The sequence below is a fragment of the Ursidibacter sp. B-7004-1 genome (genome assembly GCF_053654055.1).
On the sequence record NZ_JBSIUP010000005.1, the window covers coordinates 36,499 to 48,841 of the forward strand.

Here is a 12,343-nt window from a genome sequence, read left to right on the forward strand (position 1 = left end):
CAACCTGACAAGATAACTAAATGTTGTGAAATAGTAAGCTAATTTTGCTAAATAGAAAAGTAAGCGATTGCTTTTCCATAAAAATTTGTAAAAGATTATGGGAAAGTAACCGCTTTAGATTAGTCCGCTACATTGAGATCTGGAATAAATCCACCTAAATTATAGGCCTCCAATTTAATTGGGTTGGAAGGTGTAATTTCAAAAATTGTTAGTGTACCTTGTGTAACGGGTAATAAGTGCTTTGTGGAGAGAGAAACAAGGCTTTCACAAGCCGCACGAACTACGCCACTATGTACAATCGCTAAGGTATCACCGTCATTTCTTTTTGCCCAATTAAAGAGAGCTGTTGAAATTCTCTGACAAAAATCTCGCCAAGTTTCAGCTCCTTCTGGGGTATATTCACCATCACGCCACGCTTGATATAGCGTTGGATTTTCTGAAATGATCTCTTCTTTTCTTCGACCTTCCCACTCGCCCATTGCAAGCTCTCGAAGATTTTTGTCTGTGATTGCATTGGGATAACCAATAATTTCTGCTGTTTGTAATGCTCGTCCGAGATCGGAGCTAATCACATATTGTGGAGAAAGTTTATCAATAATTGGTTTTATCGCTTTTGCTTGGCTGATTCCCCGCTCTGATAGGGGAGAATTTTGATGTCCTTGTAAACGATGTTCCTTATTCCAAAGGGTTTCGCCGTGTCGTAATAAAATTAACCGCATTTTATTTTCCTTCCTTATAGACTATAACCAAGTAGTTGGAACCAAGTGAACACAGCCAAGCTGATGACGGATGCACTAATAAAACAAGTGATTAAGCCATATTTCATTTGATCTAACACACTAAAGTAACCTGTTGCAAAATAGATTGTATTGACTTTGGAATGTGGCGGTAATGTAATTGTATAAGTCAGAGTAAATGAAGCAGCTAAAGCAAGTGTTACGGGGTTCATTCCCAATGATTGTGCCAATGCAATAATTGATGGAATTAAAATGGTTGTTCTAACTGTTTTACTGGTAAAAATAAGATGGCTATACATACAAACGAAAATAACCACGATATAAACTGCCGTATGACTCATTGTTTCCAAACCTAAGCCTTGCACTACTTTATCCATAATCCATTGAGCACCTTTTGTGGACTCTAAGGTATTCCCTGCGGCATAAGCACCTGCAGCAAATAGCATTAGATCCCATTTAATTTTGGCTTCAGACCACGTCAATAAACCAATTTTAGGCATTAAACATAATACAGCAGCAATAACAGCGGTCATATAGACACTAATTTCAAACCCAAACCAGCCTTTTTGATAATCTTCTGTTGCCCAAAGTATTACGGTAAGCAAGAAAATTGCCATTGCTTTTTTCTCATCAAGGGTAAGTTTACCTAATTTCTGATACTCCGCTTGTAAACGTCCAAGAGCTTCAGAAAAATGAGTCTCTTTTTTCATTGAGAATAATTTAAACCCAATCATAAATGAGATCATCATTGCAATAAATGCGATAGGGAAAGAGGCAATTAACCAATCAATGTAACCAATATCTCCACCAGCTTGTTTATTGATAAAGCCCACCGCAATAATGTTTGCTGCAGTTCCTGTCATCACACCAGAGGTGGCAATCGCATCGGCTTGCACACCTTGTAGCATCATCAATTTACCAAAGTTACTTTCACCAGGAACTGCTCTATAAATCTCTAGCAAGATTAAGCAAATCGGCACCATTAATGAGGCTCTTGCCGTTGTAGATGGCACAAAAAAGACTAATATAAAATTAATTAATACTAAAACAAACATCGCTTTGCGTGGCGTTTGCCCAAAATGGGTGATCATCCACAACGCAAATCGGCGAGCGATATTGGATTTAATCATTGCAGATGTCAGTACGAATGCAGAAACCATTAACCAAATAACATCATAACCGAGCGTTGCAAAAACAACTTTTTCTTTAGCAACTGTTTGAGTAAGTGGTAATAAAATAATGACAAGTAATGAGGTCAGATAAATAGGGATAGAACCGCATACCCAAAGGGTTAAAGCACTACAGAAAATAGCGATCGCTTTTTGTCCTTCAACGGTTAAGCCTTCAGGGGTTGGCATAAACATCAGCACAAATAGTACCAATAAGGCTAATGGAATACCGAGTTTTTTTAACCACTGCTCTTTAGGGGGATTAAGATTTGTGGTTGTTGATGTTGTCGTATTCATAATCAAAGACTCCAATTTATAACCAATTAACTGGGCAAATTATAGTCGCTTGATTTCCCTTTAAATAATTGTATTATTATATATAAATTATAAAGAATATTTATGGTTTTGTATGAACTTAAATCAACTTAAAACATTTATGGTACTCTCAGAATGTTTAAATGTAACAGAAACTGCGGAGAAACTTTTTTGTACTCAACCATCAGTGAGTATAAAAATTCGTAAATTAGAGGAATCATTAAATACGGTATTATTTGAGCGAATCAATAATCGCCTCTATTTAACTGAACAAGGGAAAATTTTTAGAACATACATTAAAAAAGTATTGAATACCTTAGAAACCTCTGTTGAACATATTCACCAATATGACGATCCTAATTATGGAAAAATTATTGTGGGAGCTAGCCATTTTGTTGGTGTTTATTTATTACCCAAAGTCATTGCTCAATATAAAAAACAATCCCCTAATGTTGAATTAAAAATAGAAATATTATCCTCACAACAGTTAATTCAGGGCTTAGATAATCACAGAATTGATTTTTTAATTATGTCAGATCAAGTTTATTTTGATCCACAACGATATCTCTCGCATACTTTTTTCGAAGACGAACTTATTCTTATTGCATCTCCATTAAATCCACTTGCTAGCCTCAAACATTGTGGTTTTGACAAATTGAAAAGAGAACAATTGATTATCAAGCCAAATCTATCGGAAACACGAAAATTTCTTTTTCAACATTTCACACAGGCACAAATTAATGAACTTAATATAATGGAAATAAATAGTTTAGAGGGAATTAAACATTGTGTAATGCATAATTTAGGTATTTCAATTGTTTCTAAATTATCTGTTGTTAATGAACTACGCACAAATTTACTTGTAGAGATTCCTTTGCAGGAATTTCAATTCAAACGTGGGATTAATTATATTTTCCAGCAAGATAAATATATTTCCCCTGCAATGAGTCGATTTATGACACTTTTAGATCAGCTATCAAATATAGAAAGTTAGTAATTTAAACATTAAACAAGCGGTCAGCTCCCCATAAACTTTTACAAAAAATTATGGGGAAGTGACCGCTTAGCTTCTTTGAAATTCAGCTACTTCCCAATACAGAAAGAGCTGAAAATGTTGCCCAGTAGATCGTCTGAAGTAAATTGCCCAGTGATTTCGCTTAATGCGTTTTGAACAAGACGTAACTCTTCGGCGAGTAGCTCACCTGCGTGGAATTGCGTTAATTGAATGTGTCCACGCTGTAAATGCTCTGATGCCGTTTCCAATGCAACTAAATGGCGGCGGCGAGCGATAAATCCACCTTCCGTAGAGCTTTGATAACCCATTGATTTTTTGAGATGCTCACGCAGTAAATCTACGCCTACTTTAGTCTGTGCAGAGAGACGAATAAGCGTAAAGTTATCCACCTTCACTAAGCTCTCACTTTCGCCAGTCAAATCAACTTTGTTGCGAATAACGGTAACGGGAATATTTGTCGGCAATTTACTTAAAAAATCTGCCCATTCTTGTTGGAAATTTTCGCTCTGTGATTCGGTGCTATCAATCATCAATAAAACGTGATCGGCTTGAGCAATCTCGTCCCAAGCTCGTTTGATCCCGATTTTCTCTACTTCATCACTGGCTTCTCTCAAACCAGCTGTATCAATGATGTGTAGTGGCATTCCGTCAATATGAATATGTTCACGCAACACATCACGAGTTGTACCTGCAATATTGGTTACAATGGCGGCTTCTCGCCCAGCCAATGCGTTGAGTAGGCTGGATTTGCCTGCATTCGGCTTACCTGCGATAACCACTTTCATTCCTTCTCGCAAAATAGTGCCTTGCTTGGCTTCTTGGCGAACATTCGCTAATTGGGCAATAATTTCGTTTAATTTTGTTTCGATTTTACCGTCTGCTAAAAAATCAATCTCTTCATCAGGGAAATCAATCGCAGCCTCAACATAGGTGCGAAGATAGATTACAGAATCTACTAGTTGATTGATTTTATTAGAAAATTCACCTTGCAGTGATTTTAATGCGGAGCGAGCGGCTTGTTCTGATGTCGCATCGATTAAATCAGCAATCGCTTCTGCTTGAGCAAGATCAAGTTTGTCGTTTAAAAAGGCTTGCTCCGAAAATTCCCCAGCTCGTGCAATACGAATACCTTTAACTTTGAGAATGCGGTTAAGCAAAATATCTAAAATAACTTGCCCACCGTGCCCTTGTAATTCAAGGACATCTTCCCCTGTAAATGAATTTGGTGCTTTAAAAAAGAGAGCGATTCCTTGGTCTAAAATTGTGCCATCTTCATCTTTAAAAGGAAGATAGTCAGCCATTCTCGGCTTTGGACATTTACCCAATACCGCTTGAGCTACTTCGGCAGCTTGTGGGCCAGACACGCGTAAAATACCGATCCCCCCACGACCAATTGGCGTAGCTTGTGCCACAATGGTTTCTTTCATCTATATGTTCTCTATTTGGATTTGAAAATAAGCTTATTGTACCTGACAAGCGGTAAGTTACGGCAAATTTTTTGCAAATTAGTAGCGTCTTACTTCAGGGGGCGTATAGTGGGCAATAAAATGGGTGATTTCGTTCAGATCATCGGAAAACAGTGTTTTTTGCCGATCCGTTTTTGTTAAAAAGCCTTGTTCGACCATCTTATCAAAAAATTGTCGGAGCGGTTGGTAGTAATTGTCGCTGTTAAATAGAATACAAGGGTTATTATTTTGCCCAATTCTTGCCCATGAAATGACTTCGCTGATTTCTTCTAGTGTTCCCGGTCCACCTGCAAGAGCAATATACACATCGCCCAATTCAATCATTTTCTGTTTTCGTTCCGACATTGAATTAACGCTGATCATTTCCGTTAAGCCTGTATGAGCAAGCTCTCGTTCTTGTAAAAAAGTCGGCATAATACCGATCACTTTACCGCCATTTTCTAAGACAGTGTTAGCAACTAGCCCCATTAGCCCTGCATTTCCACCGCCATAGATGAGAGTATGCCCTTGCTGAGCAATCCATTGCCCTAATTGGACGGTAGCTTGTTGATGTTTTGGGTTATTACCTAGGCTTGCACCACAATAAACGGTAATATTCATTTCTTTTTATTCCTATTTTCAGTAAAGTGTGCCGAAATCATAACAAACTTTTAAGGTAAACCAAATGCAGTTTTCAGAGTATCAACAATGGGTTAGTGAGTTCTATCAACAACAAAATTGGTATCGTCACGATGTTTTTAGACGCTTGGCTTATTTGGCTGAAGAAGTCGGGGAAGTAGCTTGTGCGGTACGAGCCATTGAAATTGGACGTGAACGTCCCGATCAAGTTGAACAAGACCAAGATCAAAAGCGTGAAAATCTAATTGAAGAACTAGGCGATGTGTTCGATAACCTATTTATTTTAGCGGATAAATACGATATTTCGATCGAAGAAGTAATGCAAAAACATCAAGCAAAATTTATTAAGCGTTATATTGATGACGTTAAGCCAAGAGAATAAGTAATATCCCTTCATTATCTATGTAATGAAGGGATAAGTGAGCTAAATTTTACTTAATTCTTTTCGCATCTGTTCAATAACTGTTTTGTAGTCAGGCTGATCAAAAATGGCTGAACCTGCAACAAACATATCTGCACCTGCTTGTGCAATTTCTGCAATATTATTGATTTTTACTCCACCATCAACTTCAAGGCGAATATTACGTCCACTTGCATCAATACGGCGGCGAACTTCACGTAATTTATCTAATGTGGAAGGAATAAAGGCTTGTCCACCAAATCCAGGGTTTACGGACATTAACAAAATCACATCAATCTTATCCATTACATAGTCTAAATAATGTAGCGGTGTTGCAGGGTTAAACACTAAGCCAGATTGGCAGCCATTATCTCGAATAAGCTGTAATGAACGGTCGATATGTTCACTGGCTTCAGGGTGGAAAGTAATAATGTTAGCTCCCGCTTTAGCAAAATCAGGGATCAGTCTATCGACAGGTTTTACCATTAAATGTACGTCAATTGGGCATTGAATACCGTAATCACGCAAAGCTTTGCAGATTGCAGGCCCAAAAGTTAAATTCGGCACATAATGGTTATCCATTACATCAAAATGAATTAAGTCAGCACCAGCGTTCAGCACATCATTCACATCATCGCCTAGGCGAGCTAAATCCGCAGAAAGAATAGAAGGTGCAATAAGAAATGGTTGTTGAGCCATTGTAGATCCCCTTAATTGACAAATAACAGTGTAATAACGAAAGTTAGCCTAGCATATTTTAGCTCAAGAAACTTCGATCTTTATCGCATATTTAGTAGATTTTATCAGTTTAGAGCGGATAAATAAGCGGTTATTTTTTCTTAAAAATTTGCAAAATTATCACTCTCACCCCAAAATCACAAAAACCATAAAAAAATTATAGCTATTTTAAAAAATATCAGGCAAAATAAATCCACTTTTTATTTATGGTTTTATTGGAGTTTATATGAAAAAAGGGATTCACCCTGAAAATTATCGTGAAGTGCTGTTTTACGACAGTAGTGTACAACAAGGCTGGGTTATTCGTTCTTGTGCGAGTACCAGTAAAACAATGGTTTGGGAAGATGGCAAAGAGTATCCACTTTATCCATTAGATACTTCTTCAGCATCACACCCTGTTTATACGGGCAAACGTCGTGAAGCGAATACCGAAGGGCGTGCAAGTAAATTTAATGAGCGTTTTAAGGGTATTTCGAGCTTAACGAGTAAAAAATAAGAGGACACAATGAAAATTTTAAATTCACTGAAAACAGCTAAATCTCGTCATCCAGATTGCCAAGTTGTTCGCCGTAAGGGTAAACTTTATGTTATCTGCAAAACGAATCCGCGTTTTAAAGCACGCCAACGTTAATTAATTTTGGAAAGTCTTTATAAAATCAAATATATAGCGATAAAAAATTACAGTTTTTATCGCTATTTTTCTTGATTGTAATCAAGGTTAATGTAAGTAACACCTTGTCCACAATTTCACAACATTTCAAAAATGCTAGAATGAAACCTGAAATATCTTACTCATTTACTCAACTATTTTGACGAATTTTACCGAAACTTCTTTACCACGCCGTAGCTTTTTACGCGGGCATTTTTTAAATGCGTTAAAAACAGATCAAGTAAAACAGCAAGGGCATAATGCAATTCGTCCCCCTTGGGTCGATCTTGCAACATTTTCGGAGAAATGTACCGCTTGTAGCCAATGCGTTGTCGCTTGCGAAATGGGGATTTTGCAAAAAGGGGCGGATGGTTACCCTGAAGTGAATTTTTCTTTAGGGCGGAAGGAGTGTAGTTTTTGTCAAGCCTGTGTGAATGTGTGCGAAGTCGATTTATTTCGCCCAATAACTGAAATGGCTTGGCAACATAAAGTAGAAATTCAGAGCAGTTGTTTAACACAGCTTTCTGTGGAATGCCGAAGTTGTGAAGATAACTGCGAAATGCGAGCAATCCGTTTTAAACGGGAATTAGGGCGAGTGGCGACACCAACAGTAAACCTTGAAAGTTGTAGTGGTTGTGGGGCTTGTCTCTCTGCTTGCCCTACACAATCTATTCAGATTATGTATTTATGAGAAACGTATCCGATAAACTTAATCATACCCATACAGACGGAAACTGGTACGTTTGTAGTTTAGTTGTTCAGGCTCGTCCTGAAAAATTAACTGCGGTAAAAAATACTTTATTAACAATGCCTTATACGGAAATTTACGGTGAAAAAGTAGAAGAAGGCAAATTAGTCGTTGTGATTGAAGCCGATTTTCAGCCGATATTGGTTGAACAGATGGAACAGATCAAAGAGATTGATGGCGTAATTGTTGTATCGTTAATTTATAGCCATCAAGATGAAAATTTTTAATTTTTTGATTACCTATTATTAGTGGGGAACATTATGGAACTCAATCGTAGAGATTTTATGAAGGCAAATGCAGCAGCTGCGGCAGCTGTTGCTGCTGGAATTGCTATTCCTGTCAAGAATGTCTATGCCGATGACAACAAAATCAAATGGGAAAAAGCACCTTGCCGTTTTTGTGGAACAGGGTGTAGCGTACTTGTCGGGACGCAAAACGGACGTGTTGTGGCATCACAAGGCGATCCTGATGCAGAAGTAAATCGTGGCTTAAACTGTATCAAAGGCTATTTCCTACCCAAAATTATGTACGGAAAGGACCGCTTAACATCGCCAATGTTACGTATGAAAGATGGTAAGTTTGATAAAAACGGGGAATTTACCCCTGTTTCTTGGGATCAAGCGTTCACCATTATGGCGGAAAAATTTAAGAAAGCGATTAAAGAGCAAGGCCCAAATGGTGTGGGAATGTTTACTTCTGGTCAATCGACTATTTTTGAAGGGGTAGCAAAATCTAAACTCTTTAAAGCAGGCTTACGTTCTAACAATATTGACCCAAATGCTCGTCACTGTATGGCATCTGCTGCGGTTGCATTTATGCGTACCTTCGGTATGGATGAACCAATGGGCTGTTATGATGACATCGAAAAAGCGGATGCTTTTGTACTTTGGGGTTCAAATATGGCAGAAATGCACCCAATTTTATGGTCGCGTATTTCTGATCGCCGTTTATCGCATAAAGATGCTCGTGTAGCGGTTCTTTCTACTTTTGAACATCGTTCTTTTGAATTAGCCGACTTAGGCATTGTGTTTAAGCCACAAGGGGATTTAGCGATTTTAAATTACATCGCAAATTACCTCGTTCAAAATAATGCGATTGATACGGATTTCATCGAAAAACATACTAAGTTCAAACGTGGTGAAACTGATATTGGCTATGGTTTACGTCCAAATCACCCACTTGAACAAGCCGCTAAAAATGTCAAAACTGCGGGTAAAATGCACGACAGTAGTTTTGAAGAGTTTAAGAAACTTGTTGAGCCATACACACTAGAAAAAGCTCACGAATTATCTGGTGTACCGAAAGATCAGTTAGAAAGCCTTGCCAAAATGTATGCAGATCCAAAACTGAACATCGTTTCTTATTGGACAATGGGCTTTAACCAACACGTTCGTGGTGTATGGGCAAACCATCTAATCTATAACATTCACTTACTGACAGGTAAAATTTCAAAACCAGGTTGTGGACCATTCTCATTAACAGGTCAGCCATCTGCTTGTGGTACTGCTCGTGAAGTGGGAACATTCATTCACCGTTTACCAGCAGACCTTGTTGTTACCAATCCAGAACACGTTAAAACTACGGAAAAATTATGGAAGTTACCAAATGGTGTTGTGCAAACACAAATTGGTTTACACGCAGTTGCTCAAGACCGAGCATTAAAAGACGGTAAGTTAAATGCTTATTGGGTAATGTGCAATAACAATATGCAAGCAGGTCCGAATATTAACCAAGAGCGAATGCCAGGCTGGCGTGATGAACGCAACTTTGTTGTTGTCTCTGATCCATACCCAACAGTTTCAGCACTTTCAGCAGACTTAATTTTACCAACTGCAATGTGGGTAGAAAAAGAAGGCGGATATGGTAATGCAGAACGCCGCACACAATTCTGGTATCAGCAAGTTAAAGCACCAGGTCAAGCTAAATCTGACTTATGGCAATTAGTGGAATTTTCAAAATATTTCACAACAGATGAGATGTGGCCAGCAGACGTACTAGCGGCAAACCCTGAATATAAGGGCAAAACATTATTTGATGTGCTTTATCGCAACGGACAAGTAGATAAATTCCAAGTGCCACAAGATAAAGCTGGCTATATGAATGATGAAGCCGATCACTTCGGTTTCTACTTACAAAAAGGTTTGTTTGAAGAGTATGCCTCTTTCGGGCGTGGACACGGACACGATCTTGCTGCCTTTGAAACCTATCACCAAGCTCGTGGTTTACGTTGGCCTGTGGTTGATGGTAAAGAAACTTTATGGCGTTATCGTGAAGGCTATGACCCATACGTCAAACAAGGCGAAGGTGTGGCATTTTATGGTTATCCAGATAAGAGAGCAATCATTCTTGCTGTCCCTTATGAGCCACCAGCAGAAGCACCTGATGCAGAATACGATTTATGGCTCACGACTGGACGTGTACTTGAACATTGGCACACAGGCTCAATGACACGCCGAGTGCCAGAGTTACACCGTTCATTCCCGAACAACTTAGTTTGGATGCACCCGACTGATGCACAAAAACGAGGTTTACGTCACGGCGACAAAGTGAAAGTTATTTCTCGTCGTGGTGAAATGATTTCGCATTTAGATACTCGTGGACGTAACAAAATGCCAGAAGGTGTCATTTACACAACCTTCTTTGATGCAGGTCAGCTAGCAAATAAACTGACCCTTGATGCGACCGATCCAATTTCTAAAGAAACCGACTTCAAAAAATGTGCGGTTAAAGTAGAAAAAGCATAGTCGTCAAATAGGTTTACAAGCGGTGGGATTGGCAAAAAGTTTTGCAAATCTAACCGCTTGTTAAGAAAGGCTCAGGAAGATGAAACTTGATCCAAGTCGGCGTCAGTTTTTAAAAAATGCAACTCGGACGGCAGGTGGTGTGTGTGGTGTAGGGATTATTCTCGCCTTACAACAAAATCAAAGCCTTGCAAGACAAGGTGTTGCATTGCGTCCACCCGGTGCACTAGCCGATGATAAAGACTTTACTGCAGCGTGTGTAAGATGTGGGCAATGTGTACAGGCTTGTCCTTATGAAATGTTGCACCTTGCATCACTACTTTCGCCAATGGAAGCAGGCACACCCTATTTTATCGCACGAGAAAAACCTTGTGAAATGTGTCCTGATATTCCTTGTGTTAAAGCGTGTCCAAGTGGGGCGTTAGATCCGAATTTGACTAATATTGATGATGCCAGAATGGGATTATCCGTATTGCTTGATCAGGAAACCTGTTTGAACTGGCAAGGGCTACGTTGTGATGTTTGTTATCGAGTTTGCCCATTGATTGATAAAGCGATTACTCTTGAAGTTCAACGTAATGATCGTTCAGGAAAACACGCAAAATTTATCCCAACGGTACATTCCGATGCTTGTACAGGCTGTGGTAAGTGTGAAGAGGCTTGCGTATTAGAAGAAGCTGCAATCAAAATTCTGCCTATGTCGTTAGCCAAAGGAATGTTAGGCAAACATTATCGATTGGGTTGGGAAGAGAAAGAAAAAGCAGGACATTCATTATTAGATGAAAGCAACCCTGAAGGGATTTTAACTCTGCCAACCCGTTTACCTGAAGGAGTGAAATAATGGCTCAACCTTCAGTAAAAACAAATAGCCCTAAACACGCAGGGCGAGAAGCAAGAGAAAAATTAGGCTGGTGGCGAGCGTATCGGTTTTTACTACTTCGCCGTCTTTCACAAATAAGCATCATCTTAATGTTTTTAAGTGGGCCGATGTGGAATGTATGGATTTTAAAAGGTAATTATAGTTCAAGTTTATTATTTGACCTTATTCCTTTAACCGATCCACTCATTACCGCAGAAAGCCTAGTAACAGGATATTTGCCTGAATGGAAAACCCTACTTGGTGCAGTGATTGTTATTGCAGTTTACGCACTACTTGCTAGTAAAGCTTTTTGTGCTTGGGTCTGCCCACTTAATATAGTTACAGACAGTGCAGCTTGGTTACGGCGAAAATTAGGTATTCGACAGTCAGCAAAATTACCAAGAGAACTACGCTACGGTATTTTGGTGATGATCTTAGTCGGTAGTGCCATTTCTGGCACGCTATTGTGGGAATGGATCAACCCTGTTGCAGCACTAGGGCGAGTCTTTGTTTATGGGCTAGGTGCAACCTTATGGCTCGTATTAGCGGTTTTTCTATTTGATTTATTGATTGTGGAACACGGTTGGTGTGGGCATCTCTGCCCGATTGGAGCAACTTATGGCGTTATAGGTGCAAAAAGTATCGTACGAGTTGCGGTTATTGATCGAAAACGTTGCGATCGCTGTATGGATTGTTTCCACATCTGCCCAGAGCCACAAGTATTACGTTTACCCCTAAACGGTAAACCAGAAGATAGCCAAATTGTGTTATCGAAAGATTGTATTAGTTGCGGACGTTGCATTGATGTCTGTGCTGAAAATGTATTTACCTTCACTTCTCGTTTTGAGAAACAAGGTGAACGAATTATTTAAGTTTTTAGCGGTTTAA

The 12,343-nt window shown here is 39.0% G+C and carries 14 protein-coding genes; 9 read left to right on the forward strand and 5 right to left on the reverse strand.

Going from position 1 to position 12,343, the window contains the following annotated elements; all coding sequences use genetic code 11:
• Positions 1-119: 119 nt before the first annotated feature.
• Complete coding sequence (locus tag ACWIW0_RS02735) at positions 120-719, reverse strand: histidine phosphatase family protein (protein ID WP_454452108.1); 600 nt, start codon at positions 717-719, stop codon at positions 120-122.
• Between the two features lie 14 nt (positions 720-733).
• Positions 734-2,203 carry an SLC13 family permease gene (locus tag ACWIW0_RS02740; RefSeq protein WP_454452109.1) on the reverse strand — a complete coding sequence of 490 codons (1,470 nt, stop codon included), beginning with the start codon at positions 2,201-2,203 and terminating at the stop codon, positions 734-736.
• A 112-nt stretch (positions 2,204-2,315) separates the two neighbouring features.
• On the opposite strand from ACWIW0_RS02740, the gene ACWIW0_RS02745 reads away from it, so the two are divergent.
• Positions 2,316-3,215: a LysR family transcriptional regulator gene (locus ACWIW0_RS02745; protein WP_454452110.1), complete on the forward strand. Its 900-nt coding sequence runs from the start codon at positions 2,316-2,318 to the stop codon at positions 3,213-3,215.
• 89 nt (positions 3,216-3,304) lie between these two features.
• On the opposite strand, the gene mnmE is transcribed toward ACWIW0_RS02745, so the two are convergent.
• Both mnmE and ACWIW0_RS02755 read right to left on the reverse strand, forming a co-directional pair.
• Complete coding sequence (gene mnmE / locus ACWIW0_RS02750; RefSeq protein WP_454452111.1) at positions 3,305-4,663, reverse strand: tRNA uridine-5-carboxymethylaminomethyl(34) synthesis GTPase MnmE; 1,359 nt, start codon at positions 4,661-4,663, stop codon at positions 3,305-3,307.
• Between the two features lie 78 nt (positions 4,664-4,741).
• Positions 4,742-5,302, reverse strand: coding sequence for an LOG family protein (locus tag ACWIW0_RS02755; RefSeq protein ID WP_454452112.1), 561 nt, complete (start codon positions 5,300-5,302; stop codon positions 4,742-4,744).
• 64 nt (positions 5,303-5,366) lie between these two features.
• Here ACWIW0_RS02755 and ACWIW0_RS02760 point away from each other — a divergent pair, with 64 nt between their 5' ends.
• Entirely contained in the window at positions 5,367-5,702 is a 336-nt protein-coding gene (locus ACWIW0_RS02760; RefSeq protein ID WP_454446970.1) for a MazG nucleotide pyrophosphohydrolase domain-containing protein, read from the forward strand.
• A gap of 42 nt (positions 5,703-5,744) precedes the next feature.
• On the opposite strand, the gene rpe is transcribed toward ACWIW0_RS02760, so the two are convergent.
• Entirely contained in the window at positions 5,745-6,419 is a 675-nt protein-coding gene (rpe, locus tag ACWIW0_RS02765) for a ribulose-phosphate 3-epimerase (protein WP_454452113.1), read from the reverse strand.
• 265 nt (positions 6,420-6,684) lie between these two features.
• Here rpe and ACWIW0_RS02770 point away from each other — a divergent pair, with 265 nt between their 5' ends.
• The 7 genes from ACWIW0_RS02770 to napH all read left to right on the forward strand — a co-directional run bounded on the left by ACWIW0_RS02770 (position 6,685) and on the right by napH (position 12,327).
• Entirely contained in the window at positions 6,685-6,954 is a 270-nt protein-coding gene (locus ACWIW0_RS02770) for a type B 50S ribosomal protein L31 (protein ID WP_157402298.1), read from the forward strand.
• A 9-nt stretch (positions 6,955-6,963) separates the two neighbouring features.
• Complete coding sequence (gene ykgO / locus ACWIW0_RS02775) at positions 6,964-7,089, forward strand: type B 50S ribosomal protein L36 (protein ID WP_157394938.1); 126 nt, start codon at positions 6,964-6,966, stop codon at positions 7,087-7,089.
• 178 nt (positions 7,090-7,267) lie between these two features.
• Positions 7,268-7,798 carry a ferredoxin-type protein NapF gene (gene napF, locus ACWIW0_RS02780; protein ID WP_454452114.1) on the forward strand — a complete coding sequence of 177 codons (531 nt, stop codon included), beginning with the start codon at positions 7,268-7,270 and terminating at the stop codon, positions 7,796-7,798.
• Positions 7,795-8,082 carry a chaperone NapD gene (locus ACWIW0_RS02785; RefSeq protein WP_454446973.1) on the forward strand — a complete coding sequence of 96 codons (288 nt, stop codon included), beginning with the start codon at positions 7,795-7,797 and terminating at the stop codon, positions 8,080-8,082. The genes napF and ACWIW0_RS02785 overlap by 4 nt, the downstream gene beginning before the upstream one ends.
• Before the next feature lie 33 nt (positions 8,083-8,115).
• On the forward strand, positions 8,116-10,599 hold the full coding sequence (napA, locus tag ACWIW0_RS02790; protein WP_454452115.1) for a nitrate reductase catalytic subunit NapA: 2,484 nt from the start codon (positions 8,116-8,118) through the stop codon (positions 10,597-10,599).
• A gap of 79 nt (positions 10,600-10,678) precedes the next feature.
• Positions 10,679-11,437, forward strand: coding sequence for a ferredoxin-type protein NapG (napG, locus tag ACWIW0_RS02795; protein ID WP_157394934.1), 759 nt, complete (start codon positions 10,679-10,681; stop codon positions 11,435-11,437).
• The gene (gene napH / locus ACWIW0_RS02800; protein WP_454452116.1) at positions 11,437-12,327 is read left to right on the forward strand and encodes a quinol dehydrogenase ferredoxin subunit NapH; all 891 of its coding nucleotides are present in this window, start codon (positions 11,437-11,439) and stop codon (positions 12,325-12,327) included. The genes napG and napH overlap by 1 nt, the downstream gene beginning before the upstream one ends.
• The last annotated feature ends 16 nt before the right edge of the window (positions 12,328-12,343 follow it).

Excerpts from the sequence above, each read along its gene's own strand:
- mnmE (WP_454452111.1), bottom strand. The coding sequence starts at position 4,663 with ATGAAAGAAACCATTGTGGCACAAGCTACGCCAATTGGTCGTGGGGGG.
- ACWIW0_RS02770 (WP_157402298.1), top strand. The coding sequence starts at position 6,685 with ATGAAAAAAGGGATTCACCCTGAAAATTATCGTGAAGTGCTGTTTTAC.
- napH (WP_454452116.1), top strand. The coding sequence starts at position 11,437 with ATGGCTCAACCTTCAGTAAAAACAAATAGCCCTAAACACGCAGGGCGA.
- ACWIW0_RS02760 (WP_454446970.1), top strand. The coding sequence starts at position 5,367 with ATGCAGTTTTCAGAGTATCAACAATGGGTTAGTGAGTTCTATCAACAA.
- ACWIW0_RS02735 (WP_454452108.1), bottom strand. The coding sequence starts at position 719 with ATGCGGTTAATTTTATTACGACACGGCGAAACCCTTTGGAATAAGGAA.
- ykgO (WP_157394938.1), top strand. The coding sequence starts at position 6,964 with ATGAAAATTTTAAATTCACTGAAAACAGCTAAATCTCGTCATCCAGAT.
- napA (WP_454452115.1), top strand. The coding sequence starts at position 8,116 with ATGGAACTCAATCGTAGAGATTTTATGAAGGCAAATGCAGCAGCTGCG.
- ACWIW0_RS02755 (WP_454452112.1), bottom strand. The coding sequence starts at position 5,302 with ATGAATATTACCGTTTATTGTGGTGCAAGCCTAGGTAATAACCCAAAA.
- rpe (WP_454452113.1), bottom strand. The coding sequence starts at position 6,419 with ATGGCTCAACAACCATTTCTTATTGCACCTTCTATTCTTTCTGCGGAT.
- ACWIW0_RS02740 (WP_454452109.1), bottom strand. The coding sequence starts at position 2,203 with ATGAATACGACAACATCAACAACCACAAATCTTAATCCCCCTAAAGAG.
- ACWIW0_RS02745 (WP_454452110.1), top strand. The coding sequence starts at position 2,316 with ATGAACTTAAATCAACTTAAAACATTTATGGTACTCTCAGAATGTTTA.
- ACWIW0_RS02785 (WP_454446973.1), top strand. The coding sequence starts at position 7,795 with ATGAGAAACGTATCCGATAAACTTAATCATACCCATACAGACGGAAAC.
- napG (WP_157394934.1), top strand. The coding sequence starts at position 10,679 with ATGAAACTTGATCCAAGTCGGCGTCAGTTTTTAAAAAATGCAACTCGG.